Genomic DNA, 24797 nt, shown 5'->3' on the forward strand with positions numbered 1-24797 from the left:
GAACACCTGCGGCGCGGACGGAAGGGCGGCCCTCAGACGGCCCCCTCCGGTGCCCCGGTCCGCCCCGCGACGAAGCTGCTCGCCGCCGTGACGCTCGCCGCGGCGGCGGTCCGGGTCGGGTCGTCCGGCTGCGCGTCGTCCGCGGGCTTCCGGTGCCGGACCGTCAGTTCGCGGCTGCCCTCGGGGCGGGCGGTGACCCGGAAGTCCCAGTCGTGGCCCGCCTCGGACGCCCCGGCCAGTCGGACGGTGACCTCGCCGGGCCGGGTGCCCGGCTTCAGGTAGGTGGCCTCCTCGATGGTCCGGATCTGCTCCGCCGGGTCGCCGTTCAGCTCGAACTCCTGACGCAGCGGCAGCCCGGCGCCCTCGCCGGCGACGGTGAGGTAGAGCCGGCCGAGCGGCGGCAGCCCGCCCTGGACCAGCGGCCGGGCGGCGTCCGCGGCCGCCGCCATCGCGGCGGTGACCAGTTCGCTGGCAGGGCCGTGGTCGGTCCACGCCTCGCGGTGGACGTCGTACGGCTCGTGCGCGGGCCAGCCGTCGTGCGCCCCGGCGACCAGGTCGTCGAGGGTGACCGGCCCGTCGGCCGACTTCCGCTCCACGAAGTCGAGCACCTTGCGCGCCTCCTCCGCCTTCAGCGGGGCCCCCTCGGGAGTGCCGAGCAGGTCCCCCAGCAGGGAGGAGGCGGAGGCCGAGGACCCGCCGGAGAGTTCGACCAGCCGGTGGGTGGCCTGGATGTGGGCCCGCCCGGCGTCGGTGCCCGCGGTGAACTCCCGGTCGTAGACGGCCCGGCCGAGGCGCGCCGTGCCCGTCAACTGCTCCCGCTCGGCGGGCGTCCGGCCGGCGGGGTCGACCGGCCCGCGGTCGCCGTGCACGGCCTGGTGGACGTCGCCGAGCAGCCCGGAGTCCTCGCCGAAGCGCAGTTCGCCGGACCGCTGCTCCCCGGTGAAGGCGAGGTAGTGGTCGCCCGGCACCTCGGACTTGGTGGTCTCCGACAGCGGGATGTCGACGGTGAACGGGATGACGCCCTTCTCCTTGACGGGGTTCCGGTTCCCGTCGAAGAGCGTCACCTCGACCTCGGCATGGCCCTGGTAGCGCGCCATCGGAGTGGCGAACTTGCCGTTGGAGACGATCTGGCCGGAGTCGGCGTGGCTGCCGCCGTCGCGCCACAGCCGCTGGGCGCCGCCGGTGATCCCGGGGTTGTTGCTGACGGTCCCGGTGACGCTCGCACCGACCTGGCCCTGGACGCCCCCGTTCTTCGACGACAGGTCCGAGTGCGCGGTGCCGGCCCCGAGCGTGTTGGCCGGGCTCAGCTCGACCGCGTCGTCGTTGGTCCGGTGCTCGAGGGAGATGACCTTCATACCGACCTCCACCCCCTTGCCGCCGCCGAGCGTCACCCGGTTGGTGGGAACGGTCGCCGACACCTCGGCGCCCTGGCTGGCGGGGCCGAACAGCGCGGAGAGGTGGCTGTGCGAGGTGATGGTGCCGACCTGGGGCGCCATCTCCTCCCACGTCTTCTTGCCGAAGTACTCGGGGCCGCGCAGCCGCACCAGGTCCTGGACGCCGCCGACGTCGCCCAGCCAGCGCAGCACGTCGGTGTCGCGCAGACCGGTCTGCCACACCCGCTCCGGCGGGACCGGGACGCCGACCGACTCCGGCGCCTGGGCCGGCACGGTCCGCGGCGGCATCTCCACGGCGGGCTGCTCGCCGGCCGGCTTCGAGGAGACCGGCACGGTCTCGCCCGACTCGACGATGGTCTCGAAGCCGATCGTCGCGGTGCGCCGCTGGAAGACCTGAGCGCCGATCAACGGCCGCCGGGAGATGGTGAACTGCAGCTCCGCCTCGCCCTTGTAGGCGCTGCCGGGCAGCTTGGCCTTGGTGGCCGTACCGGCCGAGGTGCTGCTGTTGCGCACCTCGACGTGGTCGTGGCCCCCGCCGCCGGTGCCGGTCAGACCGGCGGTCACCGAGACGGGCGCGCCCGGAATCGGCGCGGCACCGCTCAGCCCGAACAGGCCCTGGTGTCCGGTGCCGGTGCCCTGGGTCCCGGCGAAGGAGCGCTGCACGTCGGTGCCGGCGTTGAACTCGGTGGTCCCGGACTCGCCCAGGTGCTCCATCCGGTCGCGCAGCACCGCGCCGACCCGGACGGTGGTCCGCCCGTGCCGCACCACGATCTCGTCCCCGGCCGTCATGCCCTTCAGCCGGGACTGCAGCTTGTCGGGGGTGAGCTCCTCGTCCAGCTTGCGGCGGATTCCCGACCAGTCGCTGCCGAACGGGTTGCGCTCCGACTTCGGCTGCCCCTCCGGCTGTTCGGTCTTCCGGCGGAGTTTGCCGGGCTTCCAGCCGGACTCCACCTGGGAGAGCACCGACTCGCCCAGCGTCCGCCGGGGCCCGGCGGCGGCGTGCGTCCCCGGCAGCGCGTGCACGTCGGTGACGATCGCCGAGGAGTCCAGTCGCCGTCCCTCCACGAAGCTCTTCGGCTGCTTCGTGGTGGTCCGCTCGACCGGACCGGACGCCGGCTCGGCGTCCCGCATCGGGACGGCCACCCGGGCGACGGTGTCCACCTTCTGGGTGTGCGAGCCGTCGGAGACGTTCAGCCGCTTGAACTCGACCTTCACGTCGTACGCGGTGTGGACGTCGAAGAACACGGCCGGCTCGACGTGCTTGCCGCGGTTCGAGGTCGAGCCGACGGTCTCCGCGCCGTTGGCGTAGCTGCGGTCCATCCGGTGGGTGTAGGCGCCCGCCACGTTCAGCACCGGCGTCCGCACCGCGAACCGCCCGCCGGCGTCCAGCCGCTCGCGGCGATCGCGCACGTTGCCCTGGCCGCTGGAGGTACGGGTGCCGGACTCGAACTCGTACTTGTCCGCCTTCGAGTGGTAGGTGGAGTCCTCCAGCCGGGCCGTGACGGTGACCTCGGCCTTCCAGGTGGTGCCGGAGACCGTCTCGGTGAGCTTTCCGCCGCGGGTGAGCTGGGACAGGTTGGTCTTGAGCGCGATCCGGTCGAAGGTCGCGTCCAGCCGCTGCTTGACCTCCTCGGACGGCTCGCCGTACTTCGAGCGGACCGCGTCCTCCACCGCCGTCCGCACCTTGTCGGCACCGCTCAGGCTGTGCACCACGTAGGAGGCGTTCAGCTCGTGCTGCTCGCGCATCCGGCGCGGCGCGGTGTGCGGCGCGGCGGGGCGCTCGATCTCCACCCCGTCGCGGCGGGCGTCGTCCCGGCCGGTCGCCGTGGACTCGGCGGGCTCGGTCGGCGGCTTGAAGGAGACCGTGCTGTCGTCGCTGCGCGGCACCTGGACCTTGACGGTGTCCCGGGCGTCCACGCCCACCTCGACCCGCACCGGCGCCGAGATCTGCGAGGCGTTCTTCTCGCCCGGCCGGCCGAAGTGCACGTCCACCGCCAGGTCGGCCCCGTAGATGACCTGCGGGGCACTGTACTTGCCGTTGGCGTACACCCGGTCGGCCTGCCGGCCCTGCCCGCCGACCCGGTCACGCTGCTGACCCGAGACGGTGGCCGCCAGGTCGGCGCCGGGCGTGCCCTTGACGACGCTGCCGCCGAGCTGGCCGTTGGCGGCGCCGGTGCGCGACAGCAGCCGCCGGTCCACGCTGAACGCGCTGGTCTCGTTCAGCGTGTTGAGCTCGGCCTTGCCGTCCTCGCGGCGGTAGGTCATCGACTCGACCCTCGCCACGGCCCGGACCACCAGGCTCTCCTTGCCGGGGACCTTCACCTCCAGCGCCTCACCGCGGGTCATCCCGGTCAGCTTGGAGGCCAGGTTCGGCTGGCTGAACCCCTGCAGCACCTGGTCGCGGACGGCGTCCCAGTCGTCGCCGAACCGCGCCCGGCCCTCGGCGTCCACCGCCGTGCGCAGCGCGGCCGTGCTCTCCAGGTCCCGGACCACGACCGTCTCGCCCAGTCCGCCCCGGTCGTCGCCGCCGTGCCAGACCGACTCCGGCGGGCTGACGACCTCGTGCACCGCCGGTTCCTCGGGCTTCGCCTCCGACTTGGGCTCGGACTTGGGCTCCGCGCTCGACTCGGACTTCGGCTCGGACGTCGGCTCCGCGACCGACTCGGACTTGGGCTCGGACTTCGGCTCCGCGCTCGACTCGGACTTCGGCTCGGTCGTCGAGGCCACGGGGGTGGTGTCCGCGCGGTCCACCAGCAGCTTGACGTCGGCCGAGCCCGCCGCGTGCGTCTCGCTCTTGCCGTTGAACGCCAACTCGAAGTGCACGGGCCCGTCGTAGAGGACGCCGGGCACCTTCGACTTGCTGGTCAGCTGGGAGACCCGGCTGTCGCCCGAGATCTCGACCCGGTCGCCGCCGAGCCGCCCCGCACCGCCCACGCCCATCAGTGCGGGCGCCGGCTTCAGCACGTTCCCCAGCGCGAACTGGCCCGCGTTGCCACGGGTGTTCGCCGAGCTGCGCACCTGCTGCACCGTGGTGCCGATGTTGAACTCGGTCTCCTTGGTGGTACCGCTCTGGTGCAACTCGCCCACCCGGGCGGTGATCTCGACCCGGCCGAGCGGCTGCCCGCGCCGACCGGTCAGCTTGACGGTGACCGGTTCACCGGCCGTCATGGACTTCAGGTCCCGCTGGAGACGGGCGAAGTCGACCTCGGCGAGGACCTTCTCCCGCATCGCGGGCCAGTCCTTGCCGAACTCCTGCTTGGCGGCCGCGTCCACGTGGTCGAGCAGCGCCTCCACCGGCCGGTGGTCGTTGCCGCCACCGCGCGGCGCCAGGTCCAGCACGATCTCCTGTCCGCCGACCCGGCCGTCCAGCAGCCGCTGCGGGGGCGTCCGCTGGTCGCCCGCTGACGTGGCGTCAGGGTGCTTGGGGACGGCGACGGTCAGGCCCAGGTCGACCGTCTCGGTGCGCCCGCCCGATCCGGTGTGCACCTCGCTGTGATCGTGGCGCAGGTCGCCGAAGTCGAGCTCCAACCGCATCGTCGACTTGAACACGTCGGCGGACACGGAGGTCTTCGACCGGGCCACCATGCCGCCGAGGTCGAGGTTGACCTCGCCCTGGCCGCGGTCGTGGAAGTACGCCGCGAGCTCGGAGGGTTCGGTACCGCCGGCCGAATGCCGGGCCTGCACGCCGATGTTGTACTGCCACTGCGAGTCGTGGTGGGTGCCGGTCGCCACGGTCCGGTCCGCGCCGTTCTCGAACTCGATCTTCTCGGTGCGCAGGTGCGTCGACTCGGTGACCTGGCCGCGCAGCTTCACGCTGCCGCTCCAGCCGTTGCCCTCGAACGGCGCCGTCCACACCTCGCCCTTGGAGAGCGCGCTGAGCATCGGCCGCAGCGTCGCCGGGCCGAAATGCGCGTCCGCGAACGCCCGCGCCGCCGCGCGATCGCCCGGCACGGTCCGGGCCAGCACGTCGATGACCTTCTCCCGGACGGCCGTCTCGTGCTCGGTCAGCCCGACCACCAGGTCGTTCCCCGTGATCGTCTTCGGCCCGACCGGGGGCTGCTGCGACGGGTCCTGCGCGGGGTGCGACGGCTGGGGTTCCGGCTGCTGGGTGTGCGACTGCTGCTCGGACTCCTGGCCGTTCGGCTTCTGCTCCGGCTCCTGACCGTTCGGCTTCTGCTCCGGCTCCTGACCGTTCGGCTTCTGCTCCGGCTCCTGGGTGTGCGGCGGCTGCTTCCCGGTTTCGGGCGTCGCGGGCGGCTTCTCGCCGGCCTTCTCCGGAACGGCGTTCTTCGCGCCCTCCGGGGTGACGGCGGGTGTGTGGGTGGTCGCCGGGGCCGGCGGCGGCTGGCTGCCGTCGTAGTGGTTGCCCTGGTGATACACCGTCACCTGCCGACCGTCCGCCGGCCCGAACACGGCCCGCGTGGTGCCGTCGTGGTCGAGCACCCGCAGGCTGAGGCCCAGCGCGTGGGCGGCGGCCGCCGGGAGCATCTCGCCTTCGGTGGTCAGCCAGCGGGCCTCCCAGTGCTGGACGGTCTGCATCAGCGCCTCGCGCTCGCGCGCCGACGGCGGCGGCGCGTTGTCGGTGAGGTGCTCGCCGACGATCTCGTGCAGCTCCGGGAGCGGCGCGGCCGCGAAGTTCGCGCGGGCGTCGGCCGGCAGGTAGGCCATCAGTTCGTCCCTGCTCAGGTTCGCGCGGCCGAGCAGGTGACCGCGGTAGTTGGCCACCACCTCGGTCGGCCAGGCCTCCGGCGGCAACTCCCGGAAGTGGTCCTCGACCACGGCCTGCAACCGCCGGGCCGCACCACCGGTCCCCGCCGTCCGCGCCGCGACCAGCTCGGGAGCGCTCACGGCGAGCGAGTGCAGCAGACAGAGCCCGTCCCCGTCCACCTTCACCAACGGCCCGGCCGGCGGGAACTCCCGCGAAGCCGTCGGCGCCGGAACGGTCCCCTCCTGCTCGACGTGAGGCTCGGGGCTCATCTCGGTGCGCGGCTCAGGGCCCGTCTCGGGACGCGTCTCAGAGCGGGTCTCTGTATGAGTCTCGGGACGGGTCTCGGTGTGCGGCTCCGGGCCCGTCTCGGAGCGGGTCTCGGGGCCCGCCTCGGTGCGAGTCTCCGGACGGGTCTCGGTGCGCGTCTCCGCACGCGTCTCGGGCCGTGACTCGACTCGCGGTGCCGGGCCCGTCTCGGTGCGGGTCTCGGTGCCGCCCTCGCGGCGGGTCTCGGGGCCCGGGCCGGTGCGGGTGTCCGCGGTGGGGCGCGGCGTGTCGCTGCCGCGGCTCGGGGTCGTGGTGCGGGTGCCGAGTTCGGGCGGGGCGGAGTGGGAGCGGGCGCGGGGGGCGCCGCCGCCCGGGTGGGTGCCGCCGCCGGCGGGGCCGACGGGGGATCCGCCACCGGGGCGCGGCGGCGTCGGGCCGGACCCGCCGTCCTCCGGCCCGTCGGGCCGGTCGGTGGGCGAGGTCCGGCCCTCGGGCTGGCCTTCCGGCCGGGCCGTGGGCTCCGGCGTGCTGCCCGCGTGGTCGTCCAGCACCTGGGTCTCGGACGGCTTGGAGCCGAAGCCCCGTTCGGCGCCCTGCTGTTCGAAGTTCTTCAGCCACTCGGCGGCGTTGCCGTGGCCGCCGTCCGCCGCCGGCAGCTCCTGGCCCTTCAGCTTGGCGTCGAACTCCCGGATGGAGTCCAGGAATTGGTTGCGGCCATCGAGCATCTGCCGGGCACTGTCGGCGCGTTCCTCGGGGCGCCGGCCGGTCTCCAGCAGGTGCGCGCCGTCCTGGAACTGCTGGACGCCGTGGCCGGCCTGCGCGGCGAGCACGGTCAGCTCGTGCCGGGTCTGCTCGTCGCCCGCCAACCGGGCGATCTCGTGGCGCAGTTGGACGTTGTCGCGGAGCGTCCCGGCGACCTCGTCGGTGGCCCGGATCACCATCGGGATCTCCTGCCGGGCCTGCACCGTGCCGTCCGGCGCGGGGTGCGCGGTGCCGGAGCCCGCGGCGTTCGGCTCGTCCAGGCCGTAACTGCGCACGGGGGCCATCGCCTTCGCGGCGTTCTCGGCGACCGAGTCCGAGGCGATGTCCCAGGCGTTGCGGAACTGGGTGCCGTGCGGGTTGACCAGTACCTCGGGGTGGCCGGACGGCGTGACGCCGTCGTGCACCTCGTGGTCCCGGTCGGTGGTGCCGTCGCGCAGCTCGCGGAACTTGCGCTCCACCGCCTGCGGGTCGTACGGGATGCCGTCGGCCTCGTTCTGCTTCAGCCAGTCGACCAGCTGCTTCTGGTACTCGGGGTCCTTCGGCGGCCGGGAGTCCGGGTAGCCGGCGCCCTTGAGCTGGTCCAGGGCGTCGTAGTGGTACGCCGTCTGGTCCATGGTGAACCCGGGCGCGTGGTGCGCCTGGTACTCGCCGGTCTGCTCCACCGTGGAGCCGTAGCGCGGGCCGAGCTTCGGGTCGGCGGCCCAGCGTTCCGGGCCGGACCACAGGTTGTACTGCAGGTCCTCCGCGGTGCGGTCCGGGCGGCCGGTGAGGCCCTCCTCGCCGAGGGCGAGCCGGCCCAGGCTGGTCTGGATCTGCTCGTAGATCTGCTCGGTGTGGGTCTGCAGCGCCACCATCCGGTCCTCGGCGACCCGGGCGGCCTGCGGGTCCGGGTGCCCGGTGAACCTGCCGACCGCCTCGGACGGCGGCACGGTGCCGAAGTCGTCGACGTCCATCGGCTCCGGGGCGTGCTCGCCCGGGGGCCGGGTGAAGGTGGAGTAGGTGTCCATGAAGTTCGGGTCGTGCGGGCCCGAGATGTTGTTCTCGTGCGGGTCGGCGACCGACGCCCACACCGTCCAGTCGGAGCGGAAGTTCTCCGGCATCCCACCGGTGGCGGGGGTGACCTTGCGGTCCGTCAGATCGGCCCAGCGCAGCCGCCCGTCGCGGTCGTGGACCAGCGCGACCGCGTGGCCGGCGCCGCCCTCCTTGCTCGCGCCGAGCACGGTGGCGAAGCTGCCCGGCCCGCCGGCCTGCACCTTCTCCATCAGCTTCTGGACCGCGGTGTCGCCCTCGCCGAACAGCGCGGGGCCGTCGTGCCGCTTCCACAGCGTGTTGCCGGGGATCGGCTCCACGGTGCCGTGCAGCGTCTGCCCGGAGACCCGGGGACGGCCGAAGTGGGTGTCCCGGTACGCCTCGACGTTCTCCAGGCAGGCGTTCAGGTCGTTGCCGGCCCGGAAGCCGTCGGCCGGGTGCACCGGCGCGGCGTGCGGGTTGACCTTCTGCAGCAGCGAGGAGCTCATCGGCGGGTGCACCTTGGGCGCGCCGCCGAGGTAGCCCACCAGGTCCTGCGTCAGCGGGTGCCGGGCGTCGACCGCCTGGTACCCGCGGTCGTGCATGACGCCGTCGGTGTTCTCGTACGACGGCGTCCGGCGGCGTTTCGGCTCCCGGTCGGGGGCGGGCTGGTCGTCCTCGTCGTCGCGCCCGCGCTTGCGGTCGTTCGAACCGGGCGGCTCGTGCATGACGGTGTCGCCGTCCGCGTCGCGCTGGTGCGGGACGGTCGGCGCGGGCTCGTCGACGTCCATCGAACGGGACTGCCGGTGTTCGGGCGCACCGGTGCCGTGCCCGGCGACCGGCGGCGGGGGCGACGGGAGCGAGCCGAAGGCGTGTGCGCCCGCGCCCTGGTGGTCGGTCGCGGCGGGGTGGGCGACCGGCGGCGGGGGCGGGGGCGGGGGCACCGCTTCGGTCGCCCGGCGCTTGGGCGCCGGCGCGTCCGTCATCAGGGTGTCGTCGTCCGGGTCCACGCGGCGCTTCTCCGGACGGACCGTCTGCTGCGAGGCCATCGACTGGTCCTGGCTCTGCGACGCCATCGGCACGTCGTGGCCCTGCGAGGGCGTCGGCGTGTCGTGGTCCGGCGAGCCCATCGACACGTCGGTGTCCTGGGACGCCGGCGGCAGGTCGCCGTGCGGGGTCTGCGGCCGGGGCGTGGCGGGGGGCGGGGTGGCGCCGATCTCGCGGCCCTCGGCGCCCGGAAGGGCGTCCCGGGCCGGGTCGTGCAGTGCCTCGGAGCCCACCACCGGCTTCGCCGACTGCCCGGGCTGCCGCGTGAAGTCGCCGGAGGAGGAGACCGGCGTCTCACCACCCGCGTGGGTCAGCATGCCGTGCTCGTCGGCGATGTTGACGGCGCTGGCGCTGGGCTTCTGGCCGGGCTGGTGGAGGTCCACCATGTCGGCCTCGGTCTTCGGCGCCATCAGGTCGCGCAGCTCGCGCGGCACCAGACCGGTGTCCTCCAGGCTGCGCAGTCCGCGCAGCAGGTCCAGGGTGTGCGGCGAGTACAGCGCCTCGGGCGGCAGGTGGCCCTTGGCGACCGCGGTCAGCACGTCCTGGTCCCGGACCACGTGCGGGTCCAGGAAGTTCTGGATCCACTTGTTGGTCAGCTCGTCGCCGAAGCGCAGGTTGGAGGCGCTGTTGGACAGGCCGGCGGTGATCTCCTCGATCAGCTTCGGCACGTCCTCGACCTTGGCCTGCACGGCCTGGTCGAACAGGCCCGCGGGGTGCTTCTGCCCCGCGCCGGCCCGCGGGAAGGCGCCGCCGTACTGCTCGCCGACCGTCGCGATGTGCTTCTCCGCGTCGGTCAGGTACTTGGCCGCGGCGTCGGCCTTCGCGGTCGGGTTGCCGCCGGGCTTGAGGATCTCGCCCGCCTTGTCGAGCTCGTTGCGCACCTCGTCGCGGCGCAGTTGGTCCCGCTCGTTCGGCAGCCGGTCGGCAAGGTCCGTCAACCGCTCGGGCCGCACCGCGTTGGGGTCGTTGCGCAGGTCGTGGGCGAGGCCCTTGAGGTCCTGGCGGTCCTGGCCGAGGCGGTCGTAGGCGCCCGCCAGGTCGTCGAGTCGGTCGGCGAGCCGCTCGTGCGCCGGGGACCCGCCCGGGCCGCCGGGCAGGTCGGCGGCGGCCTGCCGGGCCGCCGCGACGGTGTCGTCCAGGTGCCGGGGCCCGGTAACGCCGTGCACCAGGGCGAGGTCCTCGACGGCCTGCTCGCGGACCTTGGTGCGGACGTCCGCGAGGGCGCCCTTCATCTCCGCCAGGTGCTGGGGTGACGGGTCGTCGGAGAACCGCGCCACGGTGTCCGCGTACCGGTCGAACTCCGCCTTGGCCGGGCCGTCCAGGCCGGACCGGGTCAGCTGGTGCTGCACCTCCTGCTTGGCGGCGGCGGCGCTCGCCGGGTCGTCCGTCTTCGCGGGGTGGAACGCGGACTCCAGCCGGTCGTTGCCGTAGGCCTTGCCCAGGTCGACGTCCTTCGCGGTGTAGCCGAGGTCGCGCACGGTCAGCGCGGCGTGCTCCAGGCCGTTCTTGCCGAGCGCCTTGGCGGCCGCCTTCCCGGTCGAGTCGAAGATCCGGTGCTGGTCGGGTGCCATGGTGTCGGCGAAGTCCGCGAAGGTCCTCGACGCCTCGGTCCGGTGCTCGTCGCCGAACGACCGCGCCTTGAACACGGCCGCCGTCACGTACTTGTGCACCATGTAGTCGGCCACGACGTGGTTCCGGTTGACCACCGCGTCGGTGAAGCTGACCGTGTTGCCCTTCATCCGCCGCACGGTCTTCTCGGCGTGCGGCTCGCCCGCCATCACGCCGTGGTCCGAGTAGCCGAACGCGGCCCGGTACGCGCCCTCCATGTCCTCGTGACCGGAGGTCTTCTTCGGCTTGGTCGGGGTCGCCGCGTACTTCCCGGACTGGGCGTCCTGACGCGCCGTCAGGTCGGCCTGGAGTTCCTGCTCGCGGCGCTCGAGGTCCTTGACCCGGCTCTTGAAGACGTTCCGGGTGGTCTTCGCGGCCGACTCCGCGGAGGTCTCCTTCGTGCCGCCGGTGTCCTCCCGCTTCTTCTTCTCGGCCTGGTAGGCGGCCTCGGCGTCGGTGAGGTGCGCGTCGGCCTCCTTCCGCAGGTCGCCGGTGATGGTGCGCTGCTGCTCGATCCGCGCGATCGCGTCCTTGGTGATCTGCGGCTCCGCCTGCCGGCGGGCGGCCTCCAGGTCCTTGAACGCCTGCGTACCGGCCTTGGGTTCGCCCTTGAGCCGGGCGAACTCGTGGTCGTAGATGGCCATCCGGTTCCGCTGGTCCTCCAGCGTGGCCTTCGCCGTCTCCAGGTTCCGCTTCTCGTGGGCGAGTTCGGCCTGCCGGTCCGGGGTCTCCCGGGCGATCTCGTCCAGCCGGTGGTTCACCCCGTCGAGCGACTCGGGCACGTGGCGGCGCAGCAGGTCCAGGTGAAGCTGCTTCTGCTGGCGGTAGGCGTCCATGATCGCGTCGGTGTCGCCCTTGACCAGTTCCGAGCGCTCGTACTTCTTCAGCGTGTCCTTGACCTTGTCGAACTCCGCGGAGTCCGGCAGGAAGTCCTTGATCGCCTCGAAGGTCTTCTCGCCGTCGATCTTGTGCGAGTAGCCGTCGTCGGCCGCCTTGCCGCCGCCCGGTGCCTTCGGCGGCGGCGCCGGCAGGTGCTGCGCCGAACCGAAGCCGTGCTGGCCGGGGTTGGCCTGCTGGTGGCCGGCCGGCGGGGGCGGCGGCGGAGCGGTCGGCGGCTGGTGGCCGGGCGGCTGCGTCCCGTCGCCGTCGACGCGCTCCATGAAGTCCCGGAAGCCCTCGTACATGTGGTTCTCGGCGTCGGTGGCGTGCACCGGGTTGGCGTGCCCGTCGTGCACCGCGCCCGGGTCCTTGCCGTACAGCTTCTCCAGCAGCGGCAGCATGGCCGGCTCGTTCTGCCGCACCCAGTCCGCGCCGTTGTTGCGCGGCTGGCCGGTGTACGGGTCGGTGCCGTGGTTGGTGCCCAGGTAGGCGTTGGTGACCTGCGCGAAGTACTCCTGCTCGTCCCGCGACGAGTAGTTGTCCACCGGCTTGCCGCTCGCGTCGTGCCGCGGGCCGTCCGGCCAGGCCGCCTTCGGGTCGCCCACCTTCTGGTTGAAGGTGTCGGTGATCAGCTTCTGGTCGTTCGCGTCCAGACCATGCCGGTGCACGGTGTGGGTGAACTCGTGGGTGGTGGTGGAGTACCCGTCGTCGTAGTGCCCGCCGTGCCCGATCGAGGTGTGCTCGCCGAGCAGGTTCTCCTCGGTGACCGCCGATTGCCGCCCGCCCGAGCCGCGCATGTCGTCGTACCCGCGACCGGCGCCCGCCGACGAGTTGTTGTGCACGCCGCGCAGGTTGTTCAGCTCCGGGACGTCCGGCATCCGCACGTCCTTCGGCACCACCACGACGTCCGCGCCGTTCTTCAGCAGCCGCGCCGTCGTCTCCGGGTCCTGGAGCATCCGCTCGATCTGCTGCTGCGCCTCCTGCCGCGCGGAGGCCGCGCGCTCCGCCCGCGGGTCCACGTGGACCATCAGCTCCGCCGCGGTCCTGGCGAACTCCTTCGGCGGCAGCCCGTTCTTCAGCGCGTCCACCGTCTGGGGGTCCCGCGCCAGCCAACGCCGGTTCTCCGGCGTCATGTTGGCCAGCTCCTGGGCCCGCTCGTGCGGCGACATGGTCGGCAGGTCCTGGCGCAGCCGGTCCGTGTTCGCCGGCGGCGTCGCCACCGACCACTGCTCGGCCCCGAGTTGGTCGACCGCGTCGCGCACCGGCGACTTGCCGGACAGCGCCTGCAGTTCGGCGTCCCGCTCCTGCTTCTGCCGGTCGAGGAACTGGTCGTGCGCGGACGTCGACGTGCTGCCGTGCCCTGTGGCGGGAGGCGTGTTGTGCCCGTTGGTGGCAGGCGCGTTGTGGCCGGTGGTGGGCGGTGCGGTGTGGCTGGTGGTGGGCGGTGCGGTGTGGCTGGTGGTCGGAGGCGGGTTGTGGCCGGTGGACGAGGAGTTGGAGGTGGTGTGCTGCGTGGGCGGTGCGGGCGGGGGCGGCGGGTTGTCGCCGCCGAGGCTCCGGGTGCTGTTCGCCCCGCTGCCCTCGCCGGGGTGCTGCATGGGCGGCGCGGGCGGGGCCGGCGGGATGTCGCCGCCCTGGTGCGGGGCCGCGTTCGCCGGGTCGTGCCCGGTCGACTCGGGGGCGAGGTACCCGAGGCGGAAGTCCCCCGCGTTGGTGTTCGTCGACGCGTCGTGCGGCGCACCCGACGGGTTCGGACGTCCGGCGTCGGTGAGCCGCACCGCCGGGGCGCCCAGCATCTCGGCCACGCCGGGAATCCGGTGCTCGGTGCTGCTCGGGTGCTCGTGCACGTGCGCCTTGCCGGTGACCAGCACGTACTTGCCCGACCCACCGCCTTCCGAAATCGCGTGGTTCATGTACGAGTTCAGCAGCCGGGCGCGCTCCTCCAGCGCCTGCCGACCGCCCTCGTTCGGCCGCCGGGCCGGGTAGCCGTCCGCCGCGTGGACGGTCACGCCCTCGGCCTTCGCCTTCACTACCGTGTCGTAGAGCCCGTGGCCGGGCGGGGAGTTCTGGGCCCGGTCGTAGGCGTGGAGCATCTTCTCCAGGTTCGGCGACATGGTGCCGCCGGGCCGCTGGAACGCGTCCAGGTGCTGCTGGAAGGCGTCGTCGCGGAGCGACTCGACGTAGATCCGGTCGACGCCCGCGGCCTTCAGGTCGTGCATGTTGTCGTTGAGGAAGCGCCAGCTCGGCGACTGGTTGTGCGACTCGCCCAGCACGATCCCGTCGTGGCCGGGCTGTCCGTCGTGCCCGTTCAGCAGGCGGTGCACGCCGTCCATCGCGGACGTCGAGCCGTCCAGGCGGTCGGTCACGTGCTGCTCGGCGACCGGGTGCCAGGTCTGCTGGGCGTCCTGGTGGGCCAGCCGCTGCAGCACGTTCCGGCGGACCTCCTGCTGCTGGTAGTGCTCCTGCGTGCGGAAGTCCAGCTTCCCGGCCTCCTCCAGCACATGGTTGCCCTGGTAGGCCAGGGCCTCCGGGCCGAGTTCGTTGCGCAGGTGCGGGGTGACCGCGCCGGCGGCGACCGGGTGCAGCGCCTTGAGGGTCAGCGGGTCGAGGTGCGACTTGAACGACTGGGAGTACGGGCTGACCTTGACGTCCGGCCTGCCGTCCGGCAGCCGGCTGCCCGAGTCGTGCCGCCCCCACGAGCTGTGCGGCAGCGAGTTCGCGGCCGTCTCCAGCTCGCCGGTCAGCCGGAAGTTGAACTTGTTGGCGTTCTTGTACTGCTGGAGCGCCGCCGCGTCCGCCTTGGGCGGGTGGATCAGCGCCGGACCGTCCGGGTGCTGGTGCAACTGCGCCAGCTCGTCGTGCGTGGGCCGCTCGTCGACCGGCCGGATCCGGGTGTTCTCCGGCGGCGGAGGCGGCGGCAGCTGCTCGTCACGAGCGCCACGGGTGTTCGTGGTGTCGATCCCGCGGTGCTGCGGCGGAGCCGGCGGCGGGGGCGGCACATGGCTGTCGGAGCTACGGCCCGCCCCCGGGCGGATGGTGCCGCCGCCGGGCTGCGGGGTCGGCTCCGCCGGACGCGGCGTCGACGGCCGGGGCGCGGACGGCGTGCGGCCGCCGCCCGTGCTGTGGCCGCCGCCCGTGCTGTGGCCGCCGCCGCCACCGGCCACCGGGCCGGGCATGAAGCCGCCCGTCATCGGCGGAGTGCCCGCCGGCTGCTGGACGGTGGACGCGGCGCTGTCGGGCACCACCTGGTGCGGCACCGCCTCGGGCGCCGGCCGGGTGGCCGTCTGCCCGCCCGAGATCCGGGTGCCGCCGTCGAGATGCGTGTTGCCTCCGGCCCCGGCCAGGTGCCCGGCGCCGCCGAGCACCCCGGACAGGTTGGGCACCTGGCCCGTGCCACTGCGCTGCGGCGGCACATCGGACGACTCGGTCACGTTCTCACGCGCCGGCGAACCACCGTGCCCGGCAGCCGAGTTGGCTGCCGCGGGCTGCTCGTGCGCGGGCGCGGCCGGCCGCGAGCCGCCCGACTCGGCGGGCGGCTCCTGCCGCGGCGCACCGCTCTCGTGCTGCGCGGGCTGCTCGTGCCGGACCCCGCCCGGCTGGGCTCCCTCGTGATCCCCACGCGGCGACACCGGGTCGTGCGCCACCGGCTCCTGACGCGGCGTCGGCTCGTGCGCGGCCACCGGAGCGGCCTCCGGCCGCGGCGACTGCTCGTGGCCCGACACGGGAGCTTCCTGACGCGGCGTCGCCTCGTGCGAGGGGGCCGGAGTGGTGTCCGGACGCACCGTCGCCGGATCCTGACGCGGCGTCGGCTCGTGCGCAGCCGAAGCGCTCTCCGGCCGGGGCGACTGCTCGTGGTTCGGCGCGGGCGCGTCCTGGCGCGGCGTCGGCTCGTGTGAAGCCACCGGGGTGGTGGCCTCCGGCCGCGGCGACCGCTCGTGGCCCGACACGGGAGCTTCCTGACGCGGCGTCGGCTCGTGGGTCGGCGCCGGGGAGCTGTCGGGCCGCGCGGCCGTCGGCTCGGGACCACCGCGCTGCCCCACGGGCTCCTGCGCCGGGTGCTCCTGCCGCGGCGCAGCGCCCTCGTGCGCGGGCTGCTCCTGCCGGGGCGGGCTCTGCTGAGCGCCCTCGTGGTCCCCACGCTGCGCCACCGGCTCGTGGGCCACCGGCTCCTGACGCGGCGTCGACTCGTGCGAGGCCACCGGGGTGGTGGCCTCCGGCCGCGGCGACTGCTCGTGACTCGGCGCAGGCGCGTCCTGACGCGGCGTGGCCTCGTGCGACGGCGCCGGGGTCGCGTCCGGACGCACCCCCGTCGGCTCCTGACGCGGCGCTGCGCCCTCGTGCGCGGGCTGCTCCTGCCGAGGCGCCGCCGACTCGTGCCGGGACCCGCCCGGCGCAGCGCCCTCGTGGTCGCCACTCGGCGAGAACGGGTCGTGCGCCACCGGCTCCTGACGCGGCGTCGACTCGTGCGCGACCGGCGGCGGCGTGTCGTTGCCGCCCGAGCGCGTGGCACCGCCCGAACCGCCCGTCCCCGTCTCGTGGGTGGCCGGTGCCGGGTGGCTGCCACCGCCCGAGGAGCCGAACGGCGACAGCCCGTTCACCTGCGACTCGCCCGAACCCGAACCGGTCCCGCCGTGCGAGCCCGCTCCCGAGCCGAAGCCCGCAGCGGAACCCGAACCCGAGCCCGAACCGGCCGTCTCCGTCCCCGAGTGCGAACCCGAGCCCGAACCGGAGCCCAGCCCCGCGCCGCCGCCGGTCGCGGAACCGCTCCCGCCGCCGCCCGATCGCGTGGCGGAGCCGCCGGTGTCCCCGCTCGGGCCGTGGTAACCGCCTTCGCCGGACGCGCCGCCGGACTTGCTGAAGGTGGGCGGACCGTCGTGGGTCCCGGTCTTCGGCAGGTCGAGGTGCGGGGCCTCCGCGGGCTTCGGGGGTGCCGCGTGGCCCTTCATCGCGGAGGCGCCCGCGTGCAGGCCCGCGCCCGCGCCGCCGGAGAGGCCGGAGCCGAGCAGCGACTCGCCGTCGACCTTGCCGGTGGTGATGAGCTGGGTGGAGACGTCCGCGCCGACGCCGACGGCCGCGCCGGTGGCCATCTTGCCGGCCGTGGAGTTGAGCGCGCCCTCCATGCCGAGCTTCTTGCCCGCGCCGCCGATGCCCTTGCCGATCAGGTGGCCGGAGGCACCGCCGACCGCGCCGCCGAGCGCGTTCTGGCCGAGCTCCTTCATGTCGATGCTCTTGCGGTGGCCCTCGGCGAGTTCGATGCCCTGGGCGAGCAGGTTGATCGCGGCCATCTGGGCGGCCTGCTTGGCCGCCATCTGGAGCATTTCCTTGAGCAGGGTCTTCAGCAGGGTGGAGACCACCGCCCGGCTGGCCCCGATCATCACCGGCACCTCGAGCAGCGAGGCGCCCGCGGTGAACGGCGCCTCGGCCTCGGCGGTGGCGAGTTCGAAGGCGAGGATGCCGAGCTGCGCGATGATCTGGATCTTCGCGGTCTCGGCGGAGTTGGCCATCTGCTCCAGCATGTCGCCCATGCCGTTGAGCGAGTTGATCGCGCCGGGCAGGTAGCCGGGGTCCTCCTGGGTGCCCTTGCCGGTGGCGAACTTGGCCCAGTACTTGTTCAACGCCTCGGCGGCGACACCCTGTTGGCCGTCCAGCGCACGCTTGATCGCGGCGTCGGACGCCTGTGTGGCGTCCTTGAGGCCCTCGGCGGTCTTGCGGCAGTGGTCGGCCATGTCGCGGAGCTGGTCCTCGTCCGCCTCCGGCCAACGGCAGCCCGCGAGCAGCAGCAGCACCCACTGGAGGGGCTCGGGGAGTTCGACAGCCATCGGGTCAGTGCCTTCCGCTCTGGGAGATCCGCGGGGTCACCGGGATGTGTACGGGGTTGTTCAACGGGGCGCTCGGCAGGGTCGGCGCCAGGGGCATCGGGTTGTCGCCCAGGTCCATGCCGTTGAACTCGGAGGTGATCGACTCGTCCGCACCCTGGTAGTTCTCGGCCATCGCCTTCAGGCCGTCGGCGATGCCCTTCAGCGCGTCGGGCAGGCCCTTCACGACGTCCAGGGTGTCCTTGCTGTACTTCAGGTAGCCCTTCTCACCCTCGGCGAACTTCTTGCCGGACTCGTCGTTGCCCCACGGGTTCTGCGCCTCCAGCGACGGCAGGAACGCGCTCAACGAGGTGTACAGCGACCGGACCTGCTCGGACGCGGCGAGCATCGGCGACACCGCCGCCTGGTACTGCTCCGGGTTGACCTGGAACCCCTGCCCGGCACCGCCGCCGCCGTCGCCGGACGACGCGGACCGCTTGGCGGCCTCCATTCCGGTACGGGCCTGCGCCTGCTGAGCGGGCACCGTGCCCGTCATCCGGCGCAGGGGCTCCGCGGCGACGGCGTCCGCCGTGGCGGGCTCGGCCGCGACCGCGTCCTTCAGCCGCCGCTCGGCCGGCACCGCGGCCGTCAGATCCTGCAGCCTCGGCTCCGTACGCTGCGCCGTCAGATCCTGCAGCCTCGGCTCCACCTGCTGCGCCGTGAGCCGACCCTCCATCGGCTCCATCTGCTGCGCCGTGAGCCGACCCTCCATCGGCTCCATCTGCTGCGCCGTCAGCCGACCCTCCATCGGCTGCACCTGCTGCGCCGTCAGCCGGCCCTCCATCGGCTCCATCTGCTGCGCCGTCAGGCGACCCTGCAGCATCGGCTCCGCCGGGATCGCCTCGGACACCCGCGCCTGCATCAACGGCTCGGCCTGAACCGTCCCCACCCGCGCCTGCAGCAACGGCTCCGCCGGGATCTCGGCGGTCCGGGCCTGCAGCGGCTCGAGGGGCACACCCTCGGTGGCGACCGTGCCCACGCGGAACGCGGGGGTCGCCTCCTGCGCCACGAGGCGGCTCAGGTGTTCGGGTTCGACCCGGGCGGTGGCCTCGGTCTCGTACCAGGCCGGCTCGTCGTTGCTCATGGTGATCCTTCGTCAGGTGCGGATTCGACGGCGGGCGCGGGTCAGTCCGCGGCGGGGGCCGCGAGGCGGGTGAGCGCGGCGCGCAGGAAGGGGCTGGGGACCTGGTAGCCGCCCTCCTCGCGGAGCGGGGCGGGCTTGGCCGCCGCCTCCGGTGCCGCAGCGGCCGCGGTCGCGGACGCCGTCGCGGGGGTCGGGGCGGCCGCGGCCTCGGGTGCGTCGGGGTGGCCGCGCCGCGCGGCGGCGGACCGGGAGCGCTCCAGGTAGTCGTCGTCGGCGCTGCCCGTGGACTCGGCCGCGCTCGAGGTCTCCTGGCGGGTCGTCAGGTCGACGGCGGGCGTCCCGCCGCTCGCCGTCTCGGTGACCGTCCCGGCCTCGGCCGGGGTGTCCGACTCCGCGTCGGTGCCGGTGCCGAGCAGGACGCCGGCGAGCTGGTTGAGCACCGCCTGTTCGCTGGTGGGGCCGGCCGCGGCGGGGGTCGCGGTGGCCGTGGGCTCGGGCCCGGCGAAGGTGCCCTCGGCGCGGGCGTCGTCCAGCCAGCGGCGGCGGGCGCGCTGCCACTGCCGGTCGCGCGGTTCGGCCTCGCCGGCCTGGCCGAGGATGCCGGCGTCCTCCGCCAGCAGCTCCTCTTCCTCCTCGCCCTCGGTACCGAAGCGGGTGGGGCTGAGGAAGCGGTTGCCCTTGCGGCCTTCCTTGCCGCCCCCGCGCCCGCCACCGCCCGCACCGGGCATGTGGCCGCCGCCCATGCCGCCACCGGCCATGCCGCCGCCCGCCCGGGCGGCGCTGCCACCGGCGCCGGAGCCCAGGCCGGAGCCGGCCACCGCGCCGGCGCGGCCCATCGCGCCCGCGGCGCCGCTCAGGCTGCCGGCCGAGGCCGCGCCCAGGCCGCCGGAGCGCGCGGTCTCCGCGCCGCCCAGGCCGAGGGCGCCGCCGCCACCGCCGCCGAGCGCCCCGCCGAGGGCTCCGCCGAGCGCGCCGCCGAGGCCGCCCGCGCCGCCGAACGGGGACAGTCCGCCGGTCCCGGAGCCGCCCAGACCGCCACCGAGGCCACCGCCCGAACCGCCGCCGAAGCCGCCTCCGCCACCGCCGAGCGCCGAACTGCCGCCCGCGCCACCGAGGTTGAGGTCGGAGAGGCCGGCCAGGTTCAGCGAGCCGTGCGACGGGCTGACCGGCAGCGGGGTGAAGGTCGGGGTCCCGCCGCCCACGCCCGCGCCCTGGCCGAAGTTCGGCATGTCGGGCGTCATCGGCTTGAACGGCTGCAGCTTGTGCGTCTCGGTCCCACCGCCACCGGCGCCGCCGCCTCCACCGCCGCCGAACGAACCGGGGTCGAAGGCACCGCCGCCCCCACCGCCACCGTCGAACGAGTTCGGGTGGGGCGCGGGCATGGAGAAGGGAGCGGACCCGCCGCCACCGCCCGCACCGCCACCGCCCGCACCGCCACCGGCGAGCCCGTCGAACGAGGTCGGAGTGGCTGCGGGCATCGCGAAGGGAGCGGCGCCTGCGGCGCCGCCGGCGTTCAACGGCAGTCCCGTCGCCGGGTCGATCGCGCCCGCACCGCTCAGCGGGAGTCCGGTGCGGGGGTCGATCGCGCCCGCACCGCTCAGCGGAAGTCCGGTGCGGGGGTCGATCGCGCCCGCACCGCCCTGCACCGGCAGTCCGGTGACCGGGTCGATCATCGTGCCGGGCGGCAGGGGGCGTCCGGTCCGCGGGTCGATCGGGCCGCCCTTCAGGCCGTCGATACCCGTACCGCCGGAGCTCATCGTTCCGTCGCCGCCCGAAGTGCCGGCGCCGCCCGCGCCGTTGAGGGCGCAGGTCTTGCCCATGCCCGTCATGTCGCTGATGTGACCGGCGCTCTTGCGGAGCATGCCGTCGACGCCGTTGCCGACCTGGCCGACGTACGAGTGGTAGGTGGCGGCGGCCTGCTTGATGCCCTCGGACTGGGCGATGTCGTCGTGCTTGCCCGCCGGGTTCTGCTCGATGTACTCCTTGGCGTACTGGAGTTCGCGGATCATCTCGTTCTTGGTGCCGGTGACCGCCTGGCTCGCGCCGTGCAGGCTCTGGGCCAGGCCGTGGCCGGCCTGCAGGGTGGTGGCGACGTGCGAGCCGTCGCCGGCGGCGAACTTCTGCAGGTACTGCTGGAAGCTGTCGGCGGCGGGTCCGGCCATGCTGGACATCGCGCGGTTCGCGGCCTGGGCGATCGCCTGGACGTGGGTGCCGGCGACCTCGTTCCACTTGTCCCAGGCGGCGGCGAGCTGGCCGAGCAGCTCCTCGTCGCCGTCGGGGAACAGGATGTCCTTGCCGTTCTCGTTCTTCTGCACGGTCTTGAGTACTTCGGCGAGGTCGGCCGGCAGCTCGATCATGGCGGAAAGCTCTCTGCGAGGGAGTCGGGGTCGGTTCGGCGACGGCCGGCACCGGTGTGGTCCGGTGACGGCTCGTCGGATCGGCCGGTGTGGCGGCCGGCCGTGCGTCGGACGGGTCGTTCTCGGGGCGGCCAGGACGCCGGGGCCGCCCGCGTCAGAACAGCGGGCGGCCGGCGTCAGCTCAGTCCGCGACCGTGGTGTCCACGAACAGCGGGTTCGGGTTGTCGTTGTAGTGCAGCTCCGGCGCGTTCGGGTCGTGGTAGTCGACCCCGGCGTCGGGGACGCTGACCGGCCCGATCGGCGCGGGCGGGGTGATCGGGTCGACCGCGGGGGTGCCCCGTTCGGCGGGCACCTCCTCCATCGGGCGCAGGCGCGGCGACATCTCGGCCACCTCGTCGGGCTGCGCGAGGTGCGCCGGCTGCAGGGTCTGCGGCGTCGCGGAGACGGTGCCGGCCGGCAGTCCTGCGACGACCGGCGAGAGGGGCATCGCCCCGGTGTCGCTGATCCGGGTCAGCTCGCTGGCCTGCTGTTCGTCGTTGGCCTCGTGCCGGGCCGCCATGGTGAGCAGGTTCTCGCCCATCGCGGTGGCGTTCTGCATCAGCACCCGGATGCCCGCCATCACCTGCTCCTGGTGCTGGGCCAGTCCGCCGACCGATGAGCCGCCGCCCTGCAGCGACTTGCCGAGCAGGTCGGTGCCGTAGACGGACGCCTGAACCTGCTTGACGGCGGCCTCCAACTGGTTGGCCGGGCCCTCCAGTTCCTTCAGCAACCCCATGATCGTCTTGGCTGAGGACTGGACCTCGTCGAGATCGATCCACACCGTTTCGTCGGCCATCCCCGCACACCCCTCCGGCTTCGACTTCCCCGTGTGCGGGCTGGCGAGGATCGACCGGTTCCCGGGGCGACCGGGTGAGCAGCGGGTGCGGACGCGGTGCCACGGGCAGTACCGGGACGTACCCGCAACTGCCGCACTCTCTCATCCTGCACTACGTTCCTTGCTTTCCGCATGCGCATGGCTAACGCCCCGTCAACCGCTTTACGACGTATCCGTGAACCCGGTCACAGCGGGCTGAGTTCCTCGGCGCGGCGGCGGTGGACGCCGGCCGCGCGGGCGAGTCCGGCGGCGTCCTCGGCGCGGGCGAGGGCGTGCAGCACCTCGGCGGTGGCCTCGTCGTGGCCGAGGCGTTCGGCTTCGGCCAGTGCGGCCTGCAACCGGGTGCGGGCCTCGGAGTGCCGGCCGAGCACGGTGAGCGCCTCTCCGCAGGTGGTGTGCAGCAGGACGCGACGCGTGGCGGGGGCCTCGTCGGCGGTCAACTCCAGCCCGTGCCGGGCGTGTTCGATGGCCTGCCGGGGGCGGCCGGTGTCCAGCAGGTGGCGGGCGAGGTGCTGCAGCGCGAGGGTGACGGTGTGCCGGTGGTCGACGGCGAGCGCGATCTCCAGGGCCTGGGCGAGTCCGCCGCCGGCCGTGGCAGTGTCGCCGAGTTCGGACTGCACCAGGGACAGGTTGATCAGGGCGACCGCCCGGCCGACCTGGTTGCCGGCCCGCTGGGCGAGGTCGGCGGCCGGGGCGAGGCAGGTCAACGCCTCGGGCAGACGGCGGTTGGAGACCAGCACCCAGCCGAGCAGCGCGCGGACCTGGCTCTCGCCGTCCGGGTCGCCCGCTTCGACGGCGGCGTCCAGGGCCTGTTCCAGTTGCGGCACCCAGCCGTCGCGGACCCGGCGCAGGATCAGCGGCCACTGGGTGAGCACCAGCCGCCAGGCCCGCGCCGGGTCGGCGGTGGCGATCAGCTGGGCGAGCGTCTCGCGGTGCGCGCCGAGCCAGGCCAGCGCCTCCGCCGCGGTGGCGAACTCGGCGGTGGCGCGCGGCCGGTGGCTGTCGGGCGCGGGGACGAAGCAGGGCTGGCTGCCGGGTTCGGCGGCCTCGGCGGCGGCCAGGCCGGTGTACAGGTACTGGTCGGCGAGGCGTTCCCGGGCGAGGGTCTGCTCGGCGGGGCCGGCCTGGTCGCTCAACTCCCGGGCGTACAGCCAGACCAGGTCGTGCAGGGTGTACCGGCCGCCGTCGGTCTCGCCGATCAGGTGGGTGGCGGCGAGCTGTTCGAGGGCTTCGGCGGTGGCGCACAGGTCGAGGTCGCCGAGCGCGGCGGCGGTGTAGGCGTCGATCACCGGCCCCGGGTGGAAGCCCAGGGTGCGGAACAACCGGGCGGCGGGCTCCGTGAGTTGCTCGTAGGACAGCCGCAACGCGCTGGTCACGCTGACCTCTTCGGCGGCCAGCCGGCCGAGCCGGCGCTGCTCGTGCCGGAGTTGGCCGACCAGGGCGGCGATGCCGCGGCGCGGGTCGGCGGCGATCTTGGCCGCGGCGATCCGCAGGGCGAGCGGCAGGCCGTCGCAGAGCCGGGCGAGTTCGCGGGCGGCGGCGGGCTCCGCGGCGATCCGGGCCGGGCCGAGCACCCGGGCGAGCAGCGCGGTGGACTCGTCCTGGTCGAGCACCGCCACCGGGACGGGGCGGGCGAGTTCGGAGACCAGCAGGCCGAGCATCCGGTGCCGGCTGGTCACCACGGCGACCCCGTCCGCGCCGCCGGGCAGCAGCGGACGGACCTGCCCGGCGTCGCGGGCGTTGTCGATCACCACCAGCACCTTCCGGCCCGTGGTGAGCCGCCGGTAGAGCGAGCTGCGGGCGGCGGCGCCTTCCGGCAGGTCCGCCCGGGCGACGCCGAGTGCGGCGAGGAACTCGGCCAGCACCTCGCAGACCTCGCGCTCGGGGCGGTCGCTGTGGCCGCCGAGGTCGACGAAGAGCAGGCCGCCGGGGAAGCGGGCGGCGTTGCGGTGCGCCCAGTGCAGGGCGAGCGCGGTCTTGCCGACCCCGGCCGGTCCGGTGACCAGGGCGATGGCGCCGTCCGGGCCGCTGCGGGCGGCGTCGCCGAGGGCCGCGAGTTCGGCGTCCCGGCCGTGGAACCCGCGCGGCGCGCGGGGCAGCAGGTCGACCGCGGGCAGCGGGTCGGGTTCGACCCGGCGCTGCTCCGGCACCCGGACCGGGGTCTCCAGCAGCGCGGTTGACGGACCGTCAGCGAGGACGGTGAGCCCCTCGCCGCGCAGGATCCGCTCGTAGGCGGCGTTCAGCGCCCGGCCGGGGTCGACGCCGAGCCGGTCGGCCAGGGACTCCCGGGTGCGGTGGTACCAGTCCAGCGCGTCGGACTGCCGGCCGGCCCCGAACAGGGCCAGCATCAGCGCGGAGACCAGCGACTCGCGCAGCGGGTGGGCCACCGTCTCCGCGCGTAGAATTTCCGCCGCCCTGGCCGGTTCGCCGAGCAGCCGGTAGTGCTCGGCGAGGGTCTCCACCGCGGCGAGCCGGTTCTCCTCCAGGGTCTGCCGCCAGGCCTCCAGCGGCGGGCTGGCCACCGTGCCGGTCAGCGCCGGCCCGCGCCACAGCGCCAGCGCCCGCTCCAGCGCGTCCACCACGTCGGTGGAACGCTGCTCGGCGCGGGCCGCCGCCACCAGGACGTCGAACTGCTCGACGTCCACCAGCCCGTCCGGCAGTTGCAGGGTGTAGGCGTCGCCTGCGGTGGCGAGTTGCACCCCCTGCCGGTCGGCCTCGGCCTCGGCGAGCAGCGCCCGCAGCCGGGAGACGTGGCTCTGCACCACGGTGCGGGCGTTGGCGGGCGGGTCGGCGACCCACAGCGCCTCGGTCAGTTGGGCGACCGAGACGGCGCGGTTGCGGCGCAGCAGCAGGAGGGCCAGCAGGCTGCGCCGCTTCTCCGGCCCGAGCCGCAGTTCCCCGTCCACGCCGTCCGCCGAGACCGCGCCGAGCAGCCGAAAGTTCACCGCTTCCCC

General features: G+C 74.3%; 5 protein-coding genes. All 5 read right to left on the minus strand.

The genetic code is table 11. From position 1 onward, the window contains the following. Positions 1-32: 32 nt before the first annotated feature. Positions 33-17492 carry a WXG100-like domain-containing protein gene (locus tag ACWD4U_RS05915; protein WP_363451500.1) on the minus strand — a complete coding sequence of 5820 codons (17460 nt, stop codon included), beginning with the start codon at positions 17490-17492 and terminating at the stop codon, positions 33-35. A 4-nt stretch (positions 17493-17496) separates the two neighbouring features. Further along, the gene (locus tag ACWD4U_RS05920; protein WP_363451498.1) at positions 17497-18612 is read right to left on the minus strand and encodes a hypothetical protein; all 1116 of its coding nucleotides are present in this window, start codon (positions 18610-18612) and stop codon (positions 17497-17499) included. Between the two features lie 41 nt (positions 18613-18653). Then, positions 18654-20969, minus strand: a complete 2316-nt coding sequence (locus ACWD4U_RS05925) for a WXG100-like domain-containing protein (protein ID WP_363451496.1) — start codon at positions 20967-20969, stop codon at positions 18654-18656. A 181-nt stretch (positions 20970-21150) separates the two neighbouring features. Beyond that, positions 21151-21804 (minus strand): WXG100 family type VII secretion target, encoded by a 654-nt coding sequence (locus tag ACWD4U_RS05930; protein ID WP_363451494.1) that lies wholly within the window; start codon positions 21802-21804, stop codon positions 21151-21153. A 224-nt stretch (positions 21805-22028) separates the two neighbouring features. Further along, on the minus strand, positions 22029-24788 hold the full coding sequence (locus ACWD4U_RS05935) for an AfsR/SARP family transcriptional regulator (RefSeq protein WP_363451492.1): 2760 nt from the start codon (positions 24786-24788) through the stop codon (positions 22029-22031). Between the last annotated feature and the right edge of the window lie 9 nt (positions 24789-24797).

This window comes from Kitasatospora sp. NPDC002522, assembly GCF_053595195.1.

What these genes read in the sequence shown, in the direction of transcription:
- ACWD4U_RS05920 (WP_363451498.1), bottom strand. Translation starts at nt 18,612, where the DNA reads ATGAGCAACGACGAGCCGGCCTGGTACGAGACCGAGGCCACCGCCCGG.
- ACWD4U_RS05930 (WP_363451494.1), bottom strand. Translation starts at nt 21,804, where the DNA reads ATGGCCGACGAAACGGTGTGGATCGATCTCGACGAGGTCCAGTCCTCA.
- ACWD4U_RS05925 (WP_363451496.1), bottom strand. Translation starts at nt 20,969, where the DNA reads ATGATCGAGCTGCCGGCCGACCTCGCCGAAGTACTCAAGACCGTGCAG.
- ACWD4U_RS05915 (WP_363451500.1), bottom strand. Translation starts at nt 17,492, where the DNA reads ATGGCTGTCGAACTCCCCGAGCCCCTCCAGTGGGTGCTGCTGCTGCTC.